At 59.1% G+C, this 23,971-nt stretch carries 14 protein-coding genes; 8 read left to right on the forward strand and 6 right to left on the reverse strand.

The genetic code is table 11. The annotated features are described in order from the left end of the window. Positions 1-212: 212 nt before the first annotated feature. Positions 213-1,466 carry a 1-deoxy-D-xylulose-5-phosphate reductoisomerase gene (gene dxr, locus HFP54_RS18540; RefSeq protein WP_235952040.1) on the forward strand — a complete coding sequence of 418 codons (1,254 nt, stop codon included), beginning with the start codon at positions 213-215 and terminating at the stop codon, positions 1,464-1,466. A 448-nt stretch (positions 1,467-1,914) separates the two neighbouring features. Continuing rightward, positions 1,915-4,077 (forward strand): site-2 protease family protein, encoded by a 2,163-nt coding sequence (locus HFP54_RS18545; RefSeq protein ID WP_168566328.1) that lies wholly within the window; start codon positions 1,915-1,917, stop codon positions 4,075-4,077. 95 nt (positions 4,078-4,172) lie between these two features. Here HFP54_RS18545 and HFP54_RS18550 read toward each other — a convergent pair whose 3' ends face one another. Beyond that, positions 4,173-6,065: a sulfatase family protein gene (locus HFP54_RS18550; protein ID WP_168566329.1), complete on the reverse strand. Its 1,893-nt coding sequence runs from the start codon at positions 6,063-6,065 to the stop codon at positions 4,173-4,175. Between the two features lie 140 nt (positions 6,066-6,205). Here HFP54_RS18550 and HFP54_RS18555 point away from each other — a divergent pair, with 140 nt between their 5' ends. Next, positions 6,206-8,527: a S9 family peptidase gene (locus HFP54_RS18555; protein WP_168566330.1), complete on the forward strand. Its 2,322-nt coding sequence runs from the start codon at positions 6,206-6,208 to the stop codon at positions 8,525-8,527. A gap of 124 nt (positions 8,528-8,651) precedes the next feature. Continuing rightward, entirely contained in the window at positions 8,652-8,963 is a 312-nt protein-coding gene (gene rplU, locus HFP54_RS18560) for a 50S ribosomal protein L21 (protein ID WP_145293317.1), read from the forward strand. A 131-nt stretch (positions 8,964-9,094) separates the two neighbouring features. Here rplU and HFP54_RS18565 read toward each other — a convergent pair whose 3' ends face one another. From HFP54_RS18565 to HFP54_RS18575, 3 genes are all read right to left on the reverse strand, one after another. Next, entirely contained in the window at positions 9,095-10,378 is a 1,284-nt protein-coding gene (locus tag HFP54_RS18565; protein ID WP_168566331.1) for a BamB-related PQQ repeat family beta-propellar protein, read from the reverse strand. A 174-nt stretch (positions 10,379-10,552) separates the two neighbouring features. Continuing rightward, positions 10,553-12,127: a sodium:solute symporter family protein gene (locus tag HFP54_RS18570; protein ID WP_168566332.1), complete on the reverse strand. Its 1,575-nt coding sequence runs from the start codon at positions 12,125-12,127 to the stop codon at positions 10,553-10,555. Then, positions 12,127-12,417: a DUF3311 domain-containing protein gene (locus tag HFP54_RS18575; protein WP_168566333.1), complete on the reverse strand. Its 291-nt coding sequence runs from the start codon at positions 12,415-12,417 to the stop codon at positions 12,127-12,129. The genes HFP54_RS18570 and HFP54_RS18575 overlap by 1 nt, the downstream gene beginning before the upstream one ends. A gap of 94 nt (positions 12,418-12,511) precedes the next feature. Between HFP54_RS18575 and HFP54_RS18580 the strand changes: the two genes are divergently transcribed. Then, positions 12,512-14,311, forward strand: a complete 1,800-nt coding sequence (locus HFP54_RS18580; RefSeq protein ID WP_168566334.1) for an SLC13 family permease — start codon at positions 12,512-12,514, stop codon at positions 14,309-14,311. Between the two features lie 33 nt (positions 14,312-14,344). Next, entirely contained in the window at positions 14,345-18,304 is a 3,960-nt protein-coding gene (hrpA, locus tag HFP54_RS18585) for an ATP-dependent RNA helicase HrpA (protein WP_315853933.1), read from the forward strand. Between the two features lie 54 nt (positions 18,305-18,358). Here hrpA and HFP54_RS18590 read toward each other — a convergent pair whose 3' ends face one another. After that, positions 18,359-19,300 (reverse strand): DUF1559 domain-containing protein, encoded by a 942-nt coding sequence (locus tag HFP54_RS18590; protein ID WP_146415874.1) that lies wholly within the window; start codon positions 19,298-19,300, stop codon positions 18,359-18,361. 288 nt (positions 19,301-19,588) lie between these two features. On the opposite strand from HFP54_RS18590, the gene lepB reads away from it, so the two are divergent. Continuing rightward, the gene (gene lepB, locus HFP54_RS18595; protein WP_168566335.1) at positions 19,589-21,625 is read left to right on the forward strand and encodes a signal peptidase I; all 2,037 of its coding nucleotides are present in this window, start codon (positions 19,589-19,591) and stop codon (positions 21,623-21,625) included. Positions 21,626-21,660: 35 nt separating this feature from the next. Further along, the gene (gene lptB / locus HFP54_RS18600; RefSeq protein ID WP_168566336.1) at positions 21,661-22,629 is read left to right on the forward strand and encodes an LPS export ABC transporter ATP-binding protein; all 969 of its coding nucleotides are present in this window, start codon (positions 21,661-21,663) and stop codon (positions 22,627-22,629) included. A gap of 96 nt (positions 22,630-22,725) precedes the next feature. Here the strand turns inward: lptB and dprA are convergent, their stop codons facing one another. Next, the gene (dprA, locus tag HFP54_RS18605) at positions 22,726-23,874 is read right to left on the reverse strand and encodes a DNA-processing protein DprA (RefSeq protein WP_168566337.1); all 1,149 of its coding nucleotides are present in this window, start codon (positions 23,872-23,874) and stop codon (positions 22,726-22,728) included. Positions 23,875-23,971 lie beyond the last annotated feature (97 nt).

Below are 23,971 nucleotides of genomic sequence, written 5' to 3' on the forward strand. Positions count from 1 at the left end.
CGATCGGCAAGCGATACCGCCGTCACGGATTTTTAGTGGACGGTCGTAGCGGTCTTGGCGATCGTTCATGATGGTGTCGGCAACTTCCGCGCCGCAAAGCGTTCGTTCACCGATCACGGCGAAAGTTTGCCCGGCGGTGGACGTTCGGTCGATCGGAAACGACCGCGATCGCACTGCATTTTCAACCCGCCCAGACTTCCCCGTAAGGATCGATGGCTTTTTCAGAACCTGATTCCGCCACGATGATCGACGCGACGCAATGCGAAGCCTCCGATCCGCCCGCCCGCCGGGTCTGCATCTTGGGGGCCACCGGCAGCATCGGCCGTTCCACCATGGAGGTCGTGGCTCATTTACGCAAAGTCGACCCGGAATACCGTTGGCAAGTCTGGGCGGCATCGGGTCATCGAAACCTGGACACCTTGGCCGAAGTCGCCTTGTCGGCCGATCCGGTGCCTCGCCGCCTGGTCGCCTCGTGTGCCCAGACGCACGCCCGTGTTAGTGGTAATGGCGAATCGCCGCTTGCACGATTCAGCGGTGAGATTCTGGCCGGCCCTGACGCATTGGTACGTGTCGCCACGGACCCCGAGGTGGACGTCTTGGTCGCGGCCATCGTCGGACGTGCGGGGCTGGAGAGCACTTTGGCGGCGGTCCAGGAAGGCAAGCGTGTTGCGTTGGCAAACAAGGAAACGCTGGTCGTCGCCGGGCCGATCGTTCGCCAAGCGGCCCAGAAAAGTGGAGCCGAATTGTTGCCGGTCGACAGCGAACATTCCGCCTTGTTTCAATGCTTGGGAGACCGCCCCGACGACGTCGAAAAGCTGATCCTGACCGCCAGCGGTGGCCCTTTCCGCGACTGGTCGATCGAACAAATGCGGCAGGCCAGTGTCCAGGCGGCACTGAATCATCCGACGTGGGACATGGGGGCCAAAATCACAATCGATTCGGCCACGATGATGAACAAGGCGTTGGAAATCATCGAAGCCCGGTGGTTGTTCGATGTGCCCGCCGAGACGATCGAAGTCGTGGTGCACCCCCAGTCGATCGTGCATTCGCTGGTGGAATTTCGCGACCACAGCGTGATCAGCCAGTGGAGCCCACCGGATATGCGGCTGCCGATTCAGTACGCGCTGACCTATCCGCGTCGGTTGCCGGGCGTTGCCAAGCGTTGGAGCCGGCAACAACCCTGTCAGCTGGAGATGTTGCCGGCCGACCGAGAACGCTTCCCTGCTCTGGACTTGGGCTTCGAAGTCGCTCGGGTCGGGGGGACCGCCGGGGCGGTGGTCAATGCGGCCAATGAGGTGGCGGTCGGTCTGTTCTTGGACGGCCAAATTCGCTTTACTGACATCGTCAAGAGTTGTCACCAAGTCCTTCAGCATCACCAGTTTGACGCGACGCCGACGCTGGCCGATCTGGTTCAAATCGACCAGTGGGCCCGTCAGGAAACGTTGCGGTTTGCCGATGGTCTGTGAATCGGATCAAGCGGTTGCCGGGCCGGTGGTTGGCGGGGGCCGGATCGACCGTGGGTGATTTCCGTTCCGAACAAGGGACGGATGCCGGAACCGTGGTTCGATTCGCCGACGTGGTTCCGCTGGCCCTGTGGTCCAAGCCGAAACCGCGGGGCCCGCAGCCCCGTAGTGACGAGGCCCTGACACACAATGCTTTGACACACGAATTGAATACCGTGAAACCAATCCCAGGAAATCGACCGGCCGTCGACGAAAGGACCGTGCAATCGGACTGTTCCCCCGCCGGGCAATGATGCGATTCGTCGTCCCGCCGCTATCGTGATTTCCGTTCCCATCCCCCCCACGATCCAAATGGATGCCCGTTTCCGGTCTGTCGCCGGCCTAGTGATTTGGCGACAAGACGGACCGAAACGGATCCCGCCGTCGGCGATACCGCGGCACGGAGACTTTGATGTTTTCATTTACAGGAATAAGCGTGACCGAACTTTGCGATGCTTGGTCTTTGATGCTGGCTGCCGGCGAAGATCCCGGATTTGTGGCCGGTCTGTTGGCCCAGGTTTGGTTGTGGGTCAAAGTCGCGATCGGGATCGGGCTGGTGATCTTCGTGCACGAGCTTGGTCACTTTCTGGCGGCCAAGTTCTTTGGTGTGAAGTGCGAAAAGTTCTATGTCGGTTTTGACGTCCCGATTCAATTGGGACCGATCAAGTTGCCCCGAACGCTGGGCAAGTTCCAGTACGGTGAAACGGAGTACGGCATCGGAATCTTGCCGCTGGGCGGCTATGTCAAAATGTTGGGCCAGGATGACGATCCACGGAACGCGGAAAAGGAAGCCGAACGAATCAAAGTCGACGGCGATGATGAAGCGACCGAACCACAATTTGATCCCCGCAGTTATCCGGCCAAGCCGGTTTGGCAGCGGATGATCATCATCAGTGCCGGCGTGATCGTGAACGTCATCACGGGCATCTTGTTTGCCGCGATGGCCTACGGCTTTGGTGTTCCCTACACGCCCGCGGTGGTCGGTGGCGTGACGCCCGGTGGCGCGGCCTGGACCGCGGGGGTTCGCCCCGGCGGTGAAGTGGTCGCGGTGGCGGATTTGCGATCCGAAGACCAGCTGCATTTCAACGAAATGAAGTTGGAGATCATGGAACAATCGTTCGATGACCCCGATCAAGCCGTCGGCGTTCAGATCCGCTATGGCGATGACGTCAACGAATACAAGTTGGTGCCCCAACCCTACCCCGACGACCCCGACATGCGGATGATCGGGATCAGCAACGCATCGTCGGCTCAGTTGATGCCCGGCCAATCCGTCTATCCCGGTTCAGTCGCCGCCGACGTGATCGACGATGACTTGGCCGGCGCGACGGTCGTCGCAATCGATGGCCAGACTGTCGATTCGGAAAGCGTCGCTCCGGCGACCTTGATCGATCAATTGCTGCTGCGTCGCGCCGACCAGGACGTGAAGTTGACGTTGCAACCGGTCGGCGACGATTCACCCCGCGATGTGGTTTTGGCTCCGCAACCGATGCGTGGGGTTGGCGTCTCGTTCCGTCCCGGGCCGATCACCGCGGTTCGAAAGGACAGCCCAGCGGAAAAGGCGGGCGTAAAAGTGGGCGACGTGATCACCGCGGTCGACGGGAACGAAAACGTCGACGCCTATGACTTGGTGTTGCGATCGTCCTTGGATTCGGTCATCGAAACGCCGATCAGTCTGACGGTGGTTCGCGGCCAGGGTGCCGCCGAAGAAACCTTGGAATTCGAATTGCAGGCCGACGCCGATGCGGCCGGTTTGTCACCCATTTCGCCGGCCGCCAGCGACATCGCCAGCGGATCGCTGGGCATTGCGTTTCGGCCACGCCCGTTCGTCGCATCGGCCGATCAAACGGATGCCGATGAACAACTAAAACCGGGCGACGAATTGAAGGAGGTCCGTGTGCAGTGGGCCGATGGCAAGGTCCCTGAATCGGTTCAGCAACAGTTGTCCGACGAAGCGTTGTTGCGACTGACCGAAGGCTGGGAATTCGGTAGCCCCAGTTCGCTGAACAGTTTCGTCACCCTGGTCCAGTGGTTACCCGAAGGTACGCGTTTCCAAGCGTTCGCCAAAACCGCACAGGACAGCCGAGTCATTGAAACGGAATTGGTCGTCGGCCCCACCGATCTGTTTTGGCATGAACGCGGGTTGGTGTTTCAGCCCACCGCCGGTGTTCAACGTGCCCATGGTATCGCCAGCGCGTTTCAGTTAGGGCTGCGTGAAGGCGGTCGACGCTTGAAAGACGTGTTCGGTTTCCTGGGCTTGCTGGTGCAAGGCAAGGTCAAAGCAAAGTATGTCGGCGGTCCCATCCGTATCGTTCAGATGGCCGGTGCCCAGGCGGAACAAGGCATTTCCAAACAGCTGTTGTTCCTGACGATGCTAAGCATGAACTTGGCTATTCTGAACTTCCTGCCGATCCCCGCGCTTGATGGCGGCCACATGATGTTTTTGACGGCCGAACTGATTCGCGGCAAACGTGTCGACGAACAGTTGGAAATGAAGCTGACTTTGGCCGGGGTCTTGGCGATCCTGGCATTGATGATATTTGTCTTTGCCAACGACATCATCCAAAGCAGCTGATCGCAGGGCGGCAGAAATAGCCCCACGCAAAAGATCGGCCGCGCACCTGTCGTGGCGGCCGATCCAATCCAGATGTTGACGAAATCGACGGTCGCTTACAGCTGATCGTTCAGATAGTCCAAGCGCCGCTGGGCTTGGTCCGATTTGCCGACTTTGTAACCCACCCGGAGCTTCGCGTCGGATCCGTCTTGGCGATTCAGAAAGTCGCGAACGTAGACGGCTGTGTTCAGGATCGATGATGCTTCCGGGTTGTTGTCCGCCGACGCCAAAGCGTCACGCAGTGTCGGCCAGGGATTGAAATTGTCGTCGACGATGGCCAAAAATTCCGCGGCCCTTGTTTGCACCAGCGGCTGATCGGAATTCAGCAACGGTCGGGCGTCGTCGGCCAGCGATGACGCCGTCTTGCCGAACTGGGATGCCGCCGTCAGCGCCCAGTAAGCCTGCCATGGGTTGTCACCGGCCATGCGCTGCTCAAGCAACGGCTGTGCTTTGTCAAAGGGTTGCAGGGCCAAATTGGCGGTGTCCAACAACGACGCGATTTCCGACCGGTGTTCTTGGCCGAACGGAACCGGTGCGTCCATCGCCTGTTCATACAAGACCGCTTCGGGCATCAGGCTCAGATCGGGCATCGATGTCAAACGCTGCATCAGTCGCGATCGCATTTCGGTCAGCTTGGTTTGGTGCTTCGGCGATGCAGCCAAGTTTTGGACCTCGTGCGGATCTTGGCTCAGGTCGAACAACAACTCTGCAGGTTTGGCAGCGAAAAACTGCGACTGGACATCGTTCAGTTTTCCGGCCTGGTGCAATTGACGCCACTGGGTGAACGCCATTTGTTTGTAGCGATAGTTGTTTTGCAATCCGTCGGGAAGATAGCCTTCGAAGCAACGCATGTATTTCCAGTCGCCGACACGCAGCGTCCGCACCATTTCGTATTTTTCGTCAAAGCGGTCGGCGTAACCGAAGGCTTCGTCGCGCCGGTCGACGGCGGCTGCATCAACATCCGGGCCCAAGAACGGTTTGCCGTCGATCGAATCGGGAACGTCGACGCCGGCCAATGCCAAGACCGTCGCGCCGAAATCGACAAATTCGACAAAGCCGTCGGTGCGGGTGCCCATGGCGCGTCCGGCCATTGATTTGACGTTGTCACCGACACGAACCACCAGCGGCACATGTAGACCCGATTCATAGGCATAGCCTTTGGAACGTGGCAGGACACCGCCGTGATCACCGAAGTAAAAGACGAAGGTGTTTTCCAGTTCTCCCGCCGTCTTCAATTCCTCCAGCACGCCACCGACAAGGTCGTCGATGATCATCATCCGGTCGTGATAACGGGCGCGGGTGTAGCGAAACAGGTCCGTGTCGGGAAAGTACGGTTGCAGGCGAACCGCGTCGGATGACGTCTGATTCGGCTTTTGCATGTCGGACTTGCTGAAGTGCAGGCGGCTTTCATGCGAATCCGTAAACGTCTGGACGTGAAAAAAGGGCGTCTGGGCGTTGGGGCGGTTCTTCCAACTGGCGTTGCGTCCCGATTGGTCCCACGGCTCGGCGCGTCGCTGGGCGTTGTAATCTTCTTTTGCGTTATTGGTCGTGAAATAGCCCGCCGCACGCAAATAGGCAGGAAACATTTCGACGTCCGTCGGCAACTGTGCCAACTTGCTGCGGCGATGGTACTGCGTTCCGATACGGGGGCCGTAACAGCACGTGATCAGCGTGGTTCTGGCGACGCTGCAAACCGGAGCGTTGGAAAACGCACGGTCGAACGTGATGCCATGCTGGGCCATCGATTCGATGTGGGGGGCCGGTGCGCCGTCATCGTCGAAGTGCCGCAAGTAGTGTTTGGAGTTGTCCTCGGACATAATCCAAACGATGTTTGGGCGAGACGATTCTGCCCCAGCGGGTCGCGACGTGATCCCCAGAGTGATCCATCCGCATGCAAGACAGACAGTCAAACGAGTCAGTGAGGCAACGATCCGAGATGAACGATCCATGGTGTCGGTTGGTGATGTTGGGTGAACGGGTGGCAAGACGGGGATGTCCGAAACGTCGGACGTATTGTAACTGTCGTTCCGAAACGACGTCGCGTCGAGCGATTTCGCGGTCACTCGGCCGCCGCGTTTGGCCGGCCGGAATGTCGATCGTCATGGTGCTGGCCACTGCTGGTGCCACCACGTCGATGGGCCAAGACGACCAGACCGCGGTGGAAGACAAGCAACAGCCACCGGAATTGTCGCTGCGCAGTCTGTTTCACCCCGACGATAAGCACGACTACGACGGCAAAATGCCCGTTTATCGTTGGGTCAAAGCGGGGCCCGGCACCGATAGCGACAGCCGTCTGATCGTTCGCCGCAAAGACGAATGGAAGATTTGTTCGGACGATGGGACCGAATCACCGTGGGAATATCCCCAACGTTTGCGTGAACGAATCGCCCAGATCGATGCCGCCACCGACAAACAGATCGACTCCGCGGTCGACCAAGCCGTAAGGTCGACCTCCTATGTCGGCCAGACCGTCTTGGTGCGGGTCGGTGGATCGCTGGCCGTTGTGGATCCACAAGGCGAAACGCGTTTGCTGACTCGCGATGCAACGTCTTGGAACGACGCAACATTGGATCAAAGTCATCGCCGTGTCGCTTTCACTCAGGATGGCGATTTGTTCGTCGTCGATGTGTCCAGTGGGCGATCCCACCGGATGACCGACGACGCGTCGGAGACGATCTTAGATGGCCGATTGGATTGGACTTACCAAGAAGAGATCTTCGGTCGCGGGAACTATAAAGGGTTTCGGTTCAGTCCCGATGGAAATTGGCTGGCGATGTTGCGGATCCACATTGATTCGATCCAGCCCTACACGCTGGGCGATTCGCGGACCCAGCGCGGATCGGGTTTGGTCCGGCGGTACAGCAAAGCGGGTGATCCGATTCCCCATGCGGAGCTGTATCTGTGGGATTTGCGGGAAATGGATCGCGGGGTTTGGCCGCCGCCACGTTTGCTGGCCAAATCGACCGAGCAGGATCCTCAGATCATCACCGGCATGTGGTGGCACCCATATTCCCAGTGTTTCGTCTACAGCATTAGCAATCGGCTGCAGACGTGGCGCGAACTGCGGTATGTCGATCACCGGTACCTGTTCGGTGGGACCCAGAACCAGAAACGCTGGCTACGCGAAGAAAGCCCCGCGTGGGTTGAACCGCCGGAGAAGCCTGGGTTCCTGGCCGACGGCGGAATCATCTGGAAAAGCAATCTGCCCACCGGCAGGGCGCGTCTGTTTCGCCTGGCCTTGGGCGGCAAAACGGTGACGCCCCTGACGCCACAAGCAATGAACGTCAACGAATTCAAAGTGGATCCCAGCGGGCGTTCGTTGTGGTTGACCGCCGGTGAAGACGGCGCGACTTGGCACCAGGATATCTATCACGCTGAATTGGCTTCGCGGGGCGATGCGGAAGATCCCAGCACGGGCCAGAGTTCTGACGATCAGGGGCCGACGCCGCATCGCTTGACCGACGGTAACGGATGGTACGACTTCAAAGCGGATGCTCGGGGAAAACGCGTGGTCGTCAGGCACAGCACGGCCCAGCGTCCGGCGTCTTTATCGCTGTGGTCGCTGGCTGACACGGCCGGCCCGGTCACCAGGGTTACCTTGCACGAAAGCCAATTGAATTTGCCCGGCGATTGGATTCGTCCCGAGCTTTTTCAAATCGAAACCGACGATGGTGTGAAATTGCCGGCTCAGCTGAAACGTTCGCCCGCCGCGACGGATGCTCAGCCGGGACCGGTCGTCATCGAGGTTTATGGCGGCCCCAGGGCACCGATCGTTCGCGACCGATGGGCGGGCAATCGTTCGCTGTATCACGAATTGCTCGCTCGCGACGGCATCAGCGTGCTGATGGTCGACAACCGGGCCAGCGGTGGACGCGGGATTGCCGACACCTGGGCGGTCCGCGGCCGATTGGGCCAGGTCGAATTCGCCGACGTCCAGGCGGCGGTCGATTGGTTGAAGCAACAAGCGTGGGTGGATTCCGACCGTTTGGCGATTCGAGGCTGGAGTTTTGGAGGGTTTCTGACCCTGTACAGCATGATCCACAGTTCGGATTTTGCCGCGGGAATCGCCGGTGGATCGGTAACCGATTGGCGTGAATACGATTCGTTTTACACCGAACGGTACATGGGGCTGCCGGACGAAAACGACGACGGCTACACCCAGCACGGTTTGTTGGACAAAGCGGACCAGTTGACCGGCCGCGTGCTGCTGATTCACGGCGAGGTCGACGACAACGTGCATCCGTCGAACACCATGCGGATGGCTCACGCCCTACAAAAGGCGGGCAAACAGTTCGATTTGATGATCTACCCGGGGGCCGCACACAGCGTGCACGATCCCCACCAAAGTTGGCACCTGAACCGGCTGACCGACGGGTTTTTGCGGCGACATTTGCGGCCCGGGCGGAAATGACGGCTCGGGGTATAAGACGAACGGCCCGATCGGCCAAAAATCGACCGCAAAGCCCTATCGGTCGACGCGACCGGTCGCTATCTTACGCGACTCGAAATTCAGCAAAATTGTGGAGTCAACGAACATGTACGCCATCTTTACCGACGGCGGCCGTCAATATCGCGTCGAACCCGGCATGGAATTGGACGTCGATTACCGTGAAATTGCCGAAGGCGAAACGCTGACCTTTGACAAGGTGCTGGCCGTCGGCGGTGACGACGGGTTGAAGCTGGGCGCGCCGACGGTCGACGGTGCCAAAGTGACCGCTTCGGTCCTGGGAACGCACAAGGACAAGAAGATCTACGTCCAAAAGTTCCGTCGTCGTAAGAACAGCCGTCGTCGTACCGGCCACCGCCAAGTTCACACGCGGATCAAGGTCGAAGAAATCTCCGCCTGATCGACCCTTCATGATTGCCGGGCCGGTCCACGCTGTGTTGGTCCCGCCCGGTGGTCAGACTCTTTGACGCCGTTGATTTTCCGGCGTTCTGGTTGCGTGGTGGGAATGGCTTTCTTGGCCCTTTCCCAGCCCTAAGGTTTTTCGCTGATCGCGATCAGATATTCTTGGCGTTTGCCGTCCTCCTGGATGCCGCTGCGGATGTACAGCGTGTCGTCCACCGCGACCGGGCTGGCAAAGATCGATTCGCCGGTCTGGTTCTGGGCTCGCATTTCGAATCGATCTGGATTCGCCGCCAACACGTACACCTCGCCCCGTTCGCTGGCCACCAGCAGTTCGTCCCCCACCAGCAATGGCGATGCACTGATGCCGCCGCCGAACAGTCGTTCTTTCCACATCTCGCGGCCGTCGTGGGTCCGCCAGCAGTACGCCACGCCGCTGTCAGCGACCGCATAGACATAACCGTCGTTGGCCAGCAGCGATTGTTCGTAGCACATCACGCGGTTGGACCACAGTTCGCGATGTTCGCCGGCGGCATTGATGCACCAGGTCCCCGGCGTCGGGTTGCCGCCGCTGACCAGCAAACGGCGATCGTCCCAAACGATCGTTCCGCAGATCGCTTCGGTCGTCGTTGGAACGCTCCACCGGCGTTGACCCGTGACCGGATCGTACGCATCCATCGTTTCGGCACCGGCGATGACCAGCAAACGTTCGCCGGCGATCGGTGCGACGATGGCGGAAGCAAAGTTCAGGTTGATCGGGCGTTCGATCTTCCAGGCCGGTTTGCCCGTGTCCAAGTCCAAGGCGTAGATGCCGCTGGCGTCGCCATCGAATTCCGCGGCAACGATCAGCAATTCGCCTTCGATGATCGGGCTGGCACCGTAGCCGAATTCGAACGCTTGGGGTGCGAAATCGCAGACGCGGCGCTGCCAGACTTGTCGGCCTTGCAGCGTCACCGCCGTGACGTGGATCGCATTGCGATTGTGGAAGCTGACATAAATGTGCTGGCCGTCTGACGCGGGGCTGGGGGACGCACCAGAATTGTTCGAATGCATTTGGATCGGGCCGACGTTTCGGTGAATCGCCCACTTGTTCAGGATCCTGCCCGTGTTGCGATCCAGTCGAACCAGGGCCTGGACATCAGCCGATGGGTCGTGGGTGGTCAGGTATATCCAGTCGCCGACAACGATCGGTGTGCTGTGTCCACGGCCGTCGATGGCGGTTTTCCATTGAATGTTCTGGCCCGTTTGGACGTTCCACCGCAGTGGCAAGGTCCAGTCCTGTTGCGCATGGTTATCGCTGGTCGGGCCACGCCACTGCAGCCAGTCGGTCGCCCGAGTGTCCGTCGCGAACAATCCACCCAGAATCGCCAGTCCCCACCCCAGCGCGGATGCGCCCCATCGAAAGTGCTTTTGCATCACGCCAACCTGAACCCTGTGCCGAAGAGAAGTCGATAAGTCCTATCACGGTAGCGGACAATCAACTTCGGGAACAACAAGTGTCGGTTAGGTCGGATGGTCAGCCGGTCGGGGGAATCGGCGCAACCGCCTCGTTTCGTGACGGTTCGGGGGCCAATCAGCAAGAGCCGCCGCTTAGAAGAAGCGTTTCAGGTGTTCATCCGATGGTTTGGGCGTGACCAAAGAAACGACGATCATGGTGACCAGCGAACTGGCAACCATCACGACGACCGGCATGATTTCATACCGCTGATCGCCCAGCGGCAATTCGAGGTGGAATTCACGCAGACCGCCCGGCGTTTGCAGGCCGTTCCAGAACAGGATGCACCAGCTGATGATCGCCGCAAAGATGCCGCTGATGGCTCCCGCGGCGCTCAGGCCGCGCCAGTACAGGGCCGCGAAGACGATCGGGAATAGGGCGCTAAAACCGCTGAAGCACCAGACGCCGAGTGCGAACACGCTGGTCGGATTACCCAGACTTAACAAATACGTCACCGCAACGATCGCGATGATGAACACGCGTGTCAGGAACACTTGTTCCTTGTCGCTGACATCGCCCTTGTAATGACAGTAAACGTCGTTGCTAAAGATCGTGCCGATGCACAAAAACTGGCTGTCCAAACTGGACATGATCGCGGCCAGGATTCCCGCCGCCAGCAAACCGCCAAGCATCTGGCCGGTTTGGGTTTTCACCAGGAATGCCAGGATCGCGTTCGGGTTGCTTGGCAGCGGCGGTTTGGCGGGGATCAAATTGCCGGTCGCCCAGATTCCGACCAAGACGCAGGGGACCCAAACGATCATGATGAACAACGGGTGACAAACGACCGGCACCTTGAACGAATTGGCGCTCTTGGCCGTCATCCAGTGCTGAAACAAGTGTGGGAACATGCCCACCGACAGTGGAATCAACAGGTACGTGAAGAACTTGGTCTGGCTCATCTCGATCCGCGTGACTTTATTCAGCGGAACCGATTCTCCCAGGGCCTGCAGGTTAGCCAAGAAGCTGTCCTGACCGCCCAGTCGGTTGGCGATGACGTAGAACGTCACGACGCCCAAGACCATGAAAACCAGGGTTTGAAACGTGTTGGCCCAGGTGGTGCCACGCATGCCACCAAAGAACACGTAAACCAGCACGACCATGCAGATCACCAGTGACCCCAGCCACGGCGGAATTCCACCATGCAGGGCTCGATTGATTTCGCCGGACGCATCGGTCGCCGGGAACCATTCGGGTGAAAGACCCGCGGTCAGCGATTGGACCACCGAACCGGCGCTGATCACACCGACCAGCAAATAGGGAATGATGAGTCCGACCAAGATCGGGAACAGCAACAGGCCGACGAAATCGCTGTTCAAGCGATCGCGAAAGTATTCAATCTGGGTTGTGTAATTGTGCCGACGGGCCAGTTTCCAAACTTTCACCCCGATCAGAAAAAAGCACAGCGAATGGACGATGCCGCTGCTGCTGGCCAGCATCCCATAAACGCCGATGCCCTCCTTGAAAGCTTCGCCGCTGCTGCCGACCAACGCGAACGCGGTCATCGTGGTCCCGAACAGACTCATCAACAGCAAGAACGGGCCGATCGAATGGCTGGCGACCTGGTAATCTTCACGCGTGCCTTTGAACAGGCGGCTGGAGAACACGCCCAGCAATAGCAGCAGACTCAGATAGCAGATGATGATGATCAGCTGAGGCAATCCCTGGTGCATCAGTGGGTTCCTCCGTCTTGATCCGTGTGGCCGGTCAATTCATCCGCATCATCCAGTGGCCAAGCGATCTTGGTTGCCAAAAACCAAGTCGCCGATGCCGCCATTGAAATGCAGGCGTGGTACAGCAATCCGATCGGCATGAACCCCAAAACCAACGTGTCGTCGTCCCAAAACCAATTGTCTTGATGGATGATCAACAGCAAAACCACCAGGGCTGCGATGATCCACGGGCCTTTGGACGTTGGTCCGGAAGAATCCGGGCCCGAAGGCTGAGGGGAAGAATCCGCCATTGACTGACACCGTTGGGGATACCGGGGCGAGGGATGCAGAGGAAGGAACAGCAGTGTAGTTGAGTCGTCAGGGCGGCGAAATTAGGCTTCAGCGATGCAGAATTGGGAATCCCTGTTGACCGTCGCCGTCGTGATCGGCTTGATGGCCGGTTTGGCGCTTCGCGTCGCCGCCGCCGAGTTGTTGGCGTTGGCTGCGTTGGCGGTCCTGGTCGTCGCGGGCAGTTTGGTTCCCGGCGCGGCCCTGCCCACCCCGGCCGAAGCTTTCCAGGGATTCGGCAGTGAAAGTCTGGTCACGATCGCGTTGCTGTTTGTGGTCGTGGCGGGACTGGAACTGACCGGCGGTGCGGAATTGGCGACCGGTTGGTTTCTGAACGGGGCACGAAAACCCGTCGACGCTCGGATGCGTTTGCTGGTTCCCGTCGCCGTGGTCAGCGGTTTTCTGAACAACACGCCGGTGGTTGCCGGCATGCTGCCAGTGGTCAATGACCTTTCGAAGAAGATTGGCGACAGCAGCAGCCGATTCTTGATGCCGATGTCCTATGCCGCGATTCTGGGTGGGATGTGCACGCTGATCGGCACCAGCACCAACATGGTGATCCGCGATTTGTATGTCGGCCAAACCGGACAACCGTTGGGATTCTTCACGCCGGCTTGGATCGGTGTTCCCGCCACGGTGGTGGGACTGGTGTACTTAATCTTTGGCAGCCGACTGTTGCCCGACCGAAAGCCCGGCGTCAGCCTGGCCGATGACCCGCAGCAATACACCGTCGAAATGCAGGTCGAACGCGGCGGCAATTTGGTCGGCAAAACGATTGAACAGGCTGGATTGCGTCGGCTGCCCGGTTTGTACGTGGCGGAAATTCAGCGTGTCGATGAACAGGGCGAAAGCCGGATCGTCGCCGCACGGCCCGGCGAACGGTTGTGGGCCGACGACGTTTTGATTTTGGTCGGTGCTTTGGAAAGCGTTGTTGATCTGAAAAAAATCCGCGGCCTGATCACGCCCGACGACCAGGCCCGCAAGCTACAGGTCCCCGCTTGGCGACGGACGTTGGTCGAAGCGGTGGTCAGTCCGCGTTGCAGTTCGCTGGGGAAATCGATTCGCGAAAGTCGTTTCCGATCGCGCTACAACGCCGCCGTGGTTGCCGTCGCACGTGGCGGGAAGCGGGTGGAAGGCAAGCTGGGGGATATTCGCCTGGAAGTCGGCGACGTGCTGTTGCTGGAAGCTTCGCCGTCGTTTCTGCATCGCCAACAGACTTCACGCGATTTTTATTTGGTCAGCCAGGTCGAACAGGGGGCCGTTCGGCGACCGGAACGTGCTTGGACTGCAATCACCATTGTCTTGCTGATGGTGTTTGCCGCCGCATTCACCGCGGTGCCAATTTCGGTGGCGGCTTTGGTGGCCGCGGTGGCCACCGTCGCCACGCGGTGTTGTCGGTCCGATGAGGCCCGCCGCAGCGTGGATTGGGCCATCCTGATCGTGATCGGCGCGGCCATCGGCATCGGGTCGGCCCTAGAAAAAAGCGGGGCGGCCAAGGCGATCGCCGACGGTTTGCTGTCGTTGGCCGGCCGGCACCCTTATTATTGCTTGGCTGCGGTCTACTTGGCCACGATGATCTGCACCGAATTTGTGACCAATGTCGCCGCAGCCACGCTGATGTTCTACATCGCCACGCAGACAGCCGCGAACCTGAACGTCGACGAAACACCCTTTGTGATTGCCGTGATGATCGCCGCTTCCGCCAGCTTTCTGACCCCATTCGGTTATCAAACCAATGCGATGGTTTATGGCGTGGGCGGGTATCGGTTCGGCGACTACGTGCGGTTCGGTTTGCCGTTGACCCTGATCGTTTTTGCCGTTGCGATGGTGGTGATCCCCCGCGTGTTTCCGTTCTGATCGATTCAACGCCCCACCCGCCGTTTTCTTTCTGTGACGTTCAAACCCGAAAGCCCCAAGCTGGGCGCCGCAAAGACCGCGGAACCGAATGACGATGCGCCCGAGGTCCGTCGCGATCTGGGATCGATCCGTTTGGAAACGCCCGATGAATTGCCCATCGCGCAGTATCGCGGGCAGATCATCGAACTGTTGCAGTCACGACAGGTCATCGTGGTCTGTGGGGAAACGGGCAGTGGGAAATCGACCCAGTTGCCCAAGTTTTGTGTCGAAGCCGGGCTCGGACAACGAGGACGCATCGGCCACACCCAACCACGACGGCTGGCGGCACGCAGCATCGCCGACCGTCTGAGCGAAGAATTGGGGGCCCAGCTTGGCAAGCAAGTGGGCTATCAGATCCGGTTCGGCGACAAAACTTCCGACGAAACGATCATCAAGCTGATGACCGATGGGATTCTGTTGGCGGAAACGCAATCCGATCGACAACTGCGTCAATACGAAGCGATCATCATCGACGAGGCACACGAACGGTCGCTGAACATCGATTTCTTGTTGGGGTACCTGCGTCGGCTGATCGACCGACGCGATGATTTGAAACTGATCATTACCTCGGCAACCATCGACGCGGATCGATTCGCGCAACACTTCGCCGACGCCGATGGTCCGGCGCCGATTTTGAACGTCCAAGGTCGCGGCTATCCCGTTGAAATTCGCTACTTGCCTTGGGAACAGGTGAACGAAGACGACGCCAACCAAGACTTGGGGCAACATGTCATTGCGGCACTGGAAATGTTGTCACGATCCGGTGGCGGTGACACGCTGGTGTTTTTGCCGACCGAACGAGACATTCGCGAGGTGTCGCACCAAGTCGCCGGACACTATCGTCGTTTGGGACTGGCCCAGCGGTATGACCTGTTGCCGCTGTACGCGCGACTGCCGGCCGCACAGCAGCAACAGATCTTTCACCCCTCCGGTGCAAAGCGTCGTGTGATCTTTGCGACCAATGTTGCCGAGTCGTCGTTGACGGTGCCGGGCATCCACTTTGTCATCGATTCGGGCACCGCTCGGATCAGCCGTTACAGTCAGCGGACCAAGGTCCAGCGATTGCCGATCGAACCGATCAGCCGGGCCAGTGCCGATCAACGGGCCGGTCGCTGTGGCCGGATCGGCCCGGGGATCTGCATTCGGCTGTACAGCGAAGATGACTATGACAACCGTGATGCGTTCACGACCCCCGAAATTCGACGAACCAATCTGGCGTCGGTTGTTCTGAAAACCAAAACCCTGCGGCTGGGCAATCTGGAAGACTTTCCGCTGTTGGACCCTCCCCGGCCCGATGCGATTCGACAAGGCATCCGTACGCTGCAAGAACTCAATGCGATTGATTCGTCTCAAGAATTGACCGACATCGGTTGGGAACTGGGACGGATGCCGGTGGACCCTCGCGTCGGACGCATTTTACTGGCCGCGACCCAATCCAGTGTCTTGCCGGAAGTCTTGCCGATCGTCGCGGCGATGGAGATTCAGGATCCTCGCGAACGTCCACCGGAAAAGCGGCAAGCCGCCGACGAGTGCCACGCCCAGTTTGCGGATCCCCAAAGTGATTTCTTGGCCGACCTGCGGCTTTGGAAACAGTTCGGTCAGTGGCGCGACAATCTCAGTCGCAATCAGTTGCAACGCACCCTGCGAAAGAATTTTCTTTCGCCATCGCGGATGCGCGAATGGGCCGACGTGTACCGACAATTGCGGGAAATGGCGTTGACGTTACAGAAACGCCAGGGCAACCGATCGTCGATCGGCAAGATTCGCTGGGATGACCATCCCGATCGCGTGATCGACGAGGATCGGTCCGCGGGGGTTCACCAAACGTTGCTGTCCGGTTTGCTATCGGGGGTGGCCAAAGTCGGGGACAAGAACGAATACACCGGCGCGGGCAACTTGAAATTGTTCTTGTGGCCGGGAAGCCATGTCTTCGACGCCAAACCGAAATGGATCATGGCCGCCGAATTGGTGGAAACATCGCGGCAATACGCTCGCATGGTTGCACGGATCCAGCCCGTTTGGATCGAACAAGTCGGCGCACACTTGTTGAAGCATTCCTACAGCGATCCGCATTGGAGCCAGAAATCAAACGGGGCGTTCTGTTATCAGCAGTCCACGCTGTTCGGCTTGCCGATCGTCGTCCGCCGCCGCGTCCCGCTGCCACCGATCGACCGATCCACCGCTCGAGATTTGTTGATCCGCAACGGCTTGGTCGATGGTGAACTGACCACCAATGCATCCTTCGTCCGTCACAACCGACGTTTGTGTGATGCGATCGCGGTGTTGGCCGCCAAAACCCGACGCCGTGATTTGGTCGTCGATCCGTTCGCGGTGCAATCTTTTTACGCGAGGGTTCTGCCGGACGACGTTTGTGACCGCGGACGTTTGGAGAAGCACGACCGTTTGATGACGCCGCCGCAGTGGGCGTCGCAGCTAAAGAATTCCGAAGACGTTTCACGTTGGCTGCAGCAGGAACCACCCGCCGATCCGGATCACGAAACGGTGCAACAGTGTCCGACGCCGTACATGCGGGTCAGCGACTTGGTTCAAAGCGAAAGCGAATTGATCACTCAGCAAGACTTTCCCGATCAATTGCAGGTTGGTGCCACAACGCTGCCGTTGACCTATCGATTCTTGCCCGGTGACCAGCGGGACGGCGTCGCGGTGCGGGTTCATCAGGACGCCCTGCCCCAAATCAGCGATGACCGTTTGGGATGGCTCGTCCCCGGTTTGTTGCAGCCCAAGTTGATCGCGATGATCAAGTCTCTTCCCAAACGCATTCGGCGAAACTTGGTGCCCGCCGCCGATATCGCCAAACAGGTCGCCGACGAATTGATGCCGGTGTATGGCCAAACGCCATTCATGACGGCGGTTTGCCAAGCGTTTTCAAAGCACGCCGAAATGCCGGTCCAGCCCACGGATTTCCAGGCCGAGAAGCTGGACGGTCATCTGGATTTTTTAGTCGAAGTCGTCGATGACGATGGCAAACCGATCGCCGCCGACCGCAGCGCCGATCGGCTGCAACGTCAGATTTCGCCACGCGCCGCATCGCCGCAAGCGGCTGTGGAATCCGAACAGGAATCGGATTGGGCGCGGAAGTCGATGACCGTCTTTGACATTGAACAATTGCCCGTCGAAGTCATCCGGCGGCGTGGTGGCGTGCATGTGGCGCAGTATCCAGCCATCGTGGATCGTGGCGATCATGCCGCCACCGGCGTTTATCCCGATCGGCAAACCGCGATGCGGCAGCACGCCGGTGGATTGGTGCGTCTGTATGCCTTGGCCGAAAGAAAGGAGATCCGCAGCCAGGTGCGGTGGTTGCCCGCATTGGAAGACGCCAAATTGCGATTGGGTTCGCTGATTTCCGCCGACCAGATGGAATCACAATTAACAGACCTGATCGCCCGAGTCGCTTTTGTTGAAAGCCAAGCCGAAGTCCGCAGCCAAACCGAGTTTGATGCCAGGCGTCGTGATCGTGGCGAACGCATCGGTCGCGCCACCCAGCAGGTGGCGCCCTGGCTTGCCACGCTGTCGGAAGCCTATTTCGAAATCCGGCGTGAATTGGAATCAGCACCGACCAACCAGCAAGCGATGCTGAATGATGTTCGCAGTCAGTTACGCTGGCTTGCACCGGAGCGATTCATGGCCATCATTCCGTGGGCACATCTGCAGCACTATCCACGGTATTTTCGTGCGATCGCCTATCGGATCGAAAAGAACCGCAGTGGTGCCGCCGCCCGTGATGACGAAGGGCGAAAAGTCGTCAGTGACTTGTGGGATCGGTGGTTGCAAACCCTGCCGCCGGAACACCAGCAGGCCGACTTGCACGTCGACAATGAATTTCGCTGGATGGTCGAAGAACTGCGGGTCAGTCTGTTCGCACAACCGCTGGGCACCGCGATTAAGATTTCGCCGCAGCGTTGTGACAAATGGCTTCGCAAAACATCCGCCTAGACTCGTCCCGCGATTTCTGGCGGCTCTACGGCGTTGGATTGTCGACGATGGATCTCAGTCATCGGACTGGATCTCCCCCGCGGCGATCGAGGCCATCGCTCGGTGGATCTCCAGGTCTCGTGAATAACTGATCAGCCGGACCGATCCGTCGGCAAACGCCGCGTTCCAGCCGGCGGGGTGCGCGCTGCCGAAATCATGACAGGAAAGGCAGTTGTCGGGTTTGTCACGGACGGGTTGTCGGGCGGCGTACCGCACGTAGGAGTGTGCCGACGTCCGCATCTGGTTCCAGCCGACCATCGGGGATCGATCACCGAAATCGATTCCGCTGTGATATTCCAACAGATCCATCGCCTTTTCGCCCGCGTAGTACGTCTGGCTCAGGCCGTCCAAGACGTCTCGGAAACGGGTCCGTTTTCCCAACGTCCAAACACCCACTCGGATGTTGTCGATCAGTTTCTCGGATTCCCCGTTGGCGTCTGCGGCGCCCCCACACATGGCGTAATCGTTTCTCGCCGCGGCGGGCCCAAAACGTTGTTGATAGCGGGAGTCCAACGGATAGGCGGTCGCCGATCGCCGACTGGGACAGTGCAGCGTTTCGACTGCGATCTGGACCGAATCAATGATCTGGGCATCCGGACGGTCGATGGGACGTGTGTTCAGATCGCCCGTCAATTCGAACAAGTGATTCTGTTCCAACGAAGGCAACGATTGGCTGATCCAGTTAGCACCATCCAAATCCGGGTTGTACCGGTGTCGGTCCTGATAATCCACGAAGTACGGGGGGCGTTCCCCTGCGTAGCCCGGCAGATACCGAAATTGTGATTGGTAGTTATGCCCGGCCAGGACGATCTGTTTCAGATGGTTTTGGCACTGGACCAGTCGCGCCGCCTCACGGGCCGACTGGATGGCGGGCGACAGCAAGGCGACAAGCACACCAATGATGGCGATCACAACCAGCAATTCGATCAGCGTGAATGCTTTGCGAGCGTTTTTCATGACTGTTCACCGCTCCAAGGTCCGACTCGACCCGGTCCCGTGTGGTCCAGGTCGGGTCGAGGAAATAGGGGGGCTGCGACCGGGGAAATCGTGGTCAGAATCCTTGCCAAGATTTTCGCCGTCGAATCGAAGTTCCGGCGGATGGGCAAAATGGCTAGGATTGACGCCGGTTATGCTCCGCCGGTGTGCTCGTTCCGCAGCGGGCCGACTGCAAATTTGTCCGTGGTTTCGGTCGCGTTATCAACCTTCAATTCCCGCAATTTTGTTTTTGAGCCTCGTGGCTGGTCTATGAATCGTCGAAACAAGAACCGCCCGTCCGGACAACGCGATGACCAAACCGGCGGAAATCAGCCCGATGGCAACGAAGCCGTAGGCGATGAGGTGAAGCTGAGCCCCGCGGCCGCGCGGGCACAGGAAATCCGCACAGGGGCCCAGCGTGAAACTGTCGAAGCTTTCGTCGTCGCATTCATTCTAGCGTTGCTGTTTCGTGCGTTTTTGGCCGAAGCATTCGTGATTCCCACCGGATCGATGGCTCCGACCCTGATGGGGGCGCACAAGGAAATCGATTGCGACCGGTGTGGCCAGAGGTTTCGGATCGGTGCCAGTTGGGAACAACGGGGACCTGTCACGGAAAACGTGGTCGTCGGCGGCGTGTGCCCGAATTGTCGTCATGCCAATTCGCTGGATCTGCGAAACGAGGCCAATGACGCGACTTTCAGCGGCGATCGGATTCTGGTCAGCAAGTTTTCCTATGCGCTAAGCGATCCGGAACGCTGGGACGTCATCGTGTTCAAGTTTCCGGGCAATCCGAAACAAAACTACATCAAACGGTTGGTGGGTTTGCCCGAGGAAACCGTGACGCTGCGTCACGGTGACGTGTACGCACGGCCGACCGGATCACAGGACGCGGACCAGATTCTTCGCAAACCGGATCGGACGCTGTTGTCGATGCGGCACTTGGTTTACGACAGCGATCATCAGTCGCCGGAATTGATCCAAGCAGATTACCCTAGCCGGTTTCAACCCTGGCGTCCGGGGGCGACGCAGCCACCGCAAGATTCCTGGCAGGTTTCGCGGGACGACGATGGCATGACGGCACGTTTGGATACGGCACCCGCGTCGGGAACCCAGTGGCTGCGCTACTACCATCGCTGGCCATCGCAATCGCAGTGGGACCAAGCCGATCAGGGGCTTAGCCTGGCATCGGTCGATCCCTATAGCAGCCGGGCGATCACGGATTTCTATCAATACAATTCGTTTGCCATTGTCGAAGCGGGAGCGATCTATAACACCAAGCCTGCGACGTTCCGCGGAAACGGCCTGTCACGCATGTTGGGTGGCGGTTATGGCGGCGGCGAATTTCGCGATGACTTTCAATCCGGCGGCGATTTGGAACAGTTCAGTCGCTGCCAATTCGGCACCTATCAAACCGGCACCGACGGCATGCACTGGGTCGGTGATCTGATGATCCAGACCGACATCGAAACCGATGCTGATGCGAAGACGGCCACCTTGGAATTGGTCGAAAGCGGTGTCCAGTTTCGATGCGACATCGATCTGTCCGATGGGACGGCCAAACTGTCGATCCTTCGCGATGGACAATCGTTCGCTTTTGATGACGACGTTGCGACGCCGTCCGCTTCGACCGACGTTCGCGCCGGCGGCCGACACCAAATTCGATTCAGCAATTTTGATGACCAACTGTTGTTGTGGGTCGACGGGGACTTGGTTTCCTTTGATTCGCCGACCAGCTATGCGGGATTGTCGATTGTTCCGTTTGACCAACGACGTCCGCGATTCGATGGCCCCGGGAATCCGCTGGACGCCGCGCCCGCGGCGATCGGTGTCGATGGGGCGGCAACGGTCCACCAAGTTCGCATTGATCGCGACAAATACTATGTGGCAACGACCGACAGTCGTGGCGGCGTCCACGATTACGACTTGCGTTTGGTCAGCGAAGTCGGCGGCGCGATGGACATGTCGGGCTGGGGACCGCAGTTGCAGGCCCGGTTGGCCGATCGTGAAAGCTGGGAAACCTTGTCCATTTGGAACGCACGACGAAGTGCCGAATTCGTCATGGAAAAAGACCAGTTCTTTCCCATGGGTGACAACAGCCCGGAAAGTCTGGACGCGCGGTGCTGGGCTGGCACGAAAGAATTCGGTCAGCCTCGCAGCGTGGACGAAGACGCTTACTTGTATTCCGAAGCCCACTACGTGCCTCGCGACTTGTTGGTCGGCAAAGCATTGTTGGTCTTTTGGCCACACCCGTGGAACCGCCCCATTCCGTTCACGCCAAATTTCAAACGCATGAAATTGATCCGCTAGCCGCATTGCCGCGGCGCGGGAAGGAATCCGCATTGATGAACGTTTTTCAATCAGTCGATCAAGCGATGGATCGTGAATCGATGGTCTTGCAGGCGGTCGATCTGCAGAAGACCTATGGCCGAAGGCGTGTGGTCGACGGCGTGAATCTGCAAGTCGGCCAGGCCGAAATCGTCGGTCTGCTGGGACCCAACGGTGCCGGCAAATCGACCAGTTTTCGGATGATCTGTGGCATGGTCGAACCGGATCGTGGCAACGTGTATCTGGGCGGTCAGGACGTGACCGATTGGCCGATGTTCCGCCGCGCGCGTGACGGGCGCATGGGCTATCTGCCCCAAGAACCCAGCGTTTTTAAAAAGCTGACGGTCGAACAGAACATCTCGTCGTTGTTGGAATTGTTGGGCGCGGATCGGGCCACGCGTCGCCAACGCACCGATGAATTGCTGCAGGAATTCAACATCACCCACATCCGCAAAAGCAAAGCGGCGGGGCTGTCCGGTGGCGAACGTCGACGTTTGGAGATTGCCCGTTGTTTGGTTTCGGATCCGACCATCGTGATGTTGGACGAACCGTTTGCCGGAATCGACCCTGTCACCGTTCAGTCGATCCAGGGTGTGATTCGTCAGTTGCGAGATTCCGGGATCAGCGTCTTGATCACCGACCACGCGGCGCGGGAAATCTTAAGCGTTGTGGATCGATGCTATGTGATTTACAAGGGCCAAGTGTTGATCGACGGATCGCCCGATGAGGTCAAGCGGCATCCCAAGGTCCGCGAAGAATATTTGGGTGATTTGGATGGGTCCGCCAGCAACGCGGCCACTGTCCTGGGCGACGCCAGTCCGCTTGCGAACGCTTCGGAGGCTCCGGTTGCACAAGAAGCATGGACGCCGGCGGCCTTTGATGATCCGGATGCCTCACCGTCGGTCCAGCGTGTCGATGGCGGACACCCAACGACCACGCCCGCGGCACGTCAGGCAAGACGATTGCGGCGTGTTACCGATGTGTGACCTGTCGATCAAACGGTGCGCGAAGATTGGGCTGTTCGCGGTCCCCGGTGGACTTCTTGGTCAGACATTCAAAGTCTTGTGATTGGACGTGGTCCGCTAGATACGCGCGACGTATTGACTGCTAAGCCGACGGATCAAACGACGCATTTCTAAAACGCTGATCGTACTAATGACTCGGTGCGCCGGTAAACCACTTTGCGCGATGACCGTGTCGATGGAGGTGCTCTCCGGTGCAATCGCCTGTAGCACGGAACGTTCGATGTCATTCAGCTGCAATTCCGCCCCACTGCGGATCGTCGTTTGTTCGTCGGTGGTCACGGGGTTGGACATGGGGCCGATCGCTTCCAACACGTCGTCAACGGTTTGCACCAAAACCGCCCCATCGCGGATCAATTGATTGCATCCACGCGAGGTGCGACTGGTTACCGGACCCGGAAGGGCCAAGACGTCGCGGTTCAGTTCGTACGCCTGGCGTGCGGTGATCAAGGATCCGCTGCGGTCCGGGGCTTCGATCACCAAAGTGGCCAATGACATGGCGGCGATCAGCCGATTCCGCTGGGGGAAATGACCGCTGCGTGGTTTGGCATAAGGCGGCTGTTCGCTGATGACCGCGCCGCTTTGGCTGCACCGGTCGGCCAAGGGTTTGTTTTCGGCAGGGTAAACTTCGCCCAGACCGCCGCCCAAGACTGCCATGGTTCGGCCGCCTCCGTCCAAACAGCCACGGTGGGCCGCGGTGTCGATGCCACGCGCCAATCCGCTGACCACGGTGATGCCCGCTTTGGCCAACCCGTAAGCCAAACGCTCGGCTTGTTTCAACCCATACGTTGTCGCATGCCGCGTCCCCACGATCGCAACCGAAAGCTGGTCCTGGTCCACCCAATCGCCTCGCAGGAACAACAGCGGCGGGGCATCGTCCAAGTCCTTCAACCCCATCGGGTAATCGGCATCGGTGTCGCGGACCAGACGAACGCCTTGGTCATCGCACCACCGCAGCACTTCGTCCGCGCAAACGTGATCGCCGGCCGTACGAATCGTGTGGACCAGCTTGCGTCCAACATTGGGGACGCAAGCCAATGCTTCCCCGTCCGCCGAGAGGACTTTGGTGGCGGTGCCGAAACGTTCCAATAATCGCGCCAATGTCCGTGGTCCCAGGCCGGGCAACAGCACCAGTTGCAACAGATCACGCAAAGATGCACTGGCGGGGGCTGCCGGCGATTGATCCGTATCGACTATTGATTCATCCATCGAACGTGCATTCCTTTCGGCGTGTCAGACCCGCGACATGCCATCGCCCAGTGACGGCACTTCGATTGCCAACCGCGATCTTACCCCAAACACGGTG

Origin of the sequence: Crateriforma spongiae, from assembly GCF_012290005.1 — a bacterium.
GTDB lineage: Bacteria > Planctomycetota > Planctomycetia > Pirellulales > Pirellulaceae > Crateriforma > Crateriforma spongiae.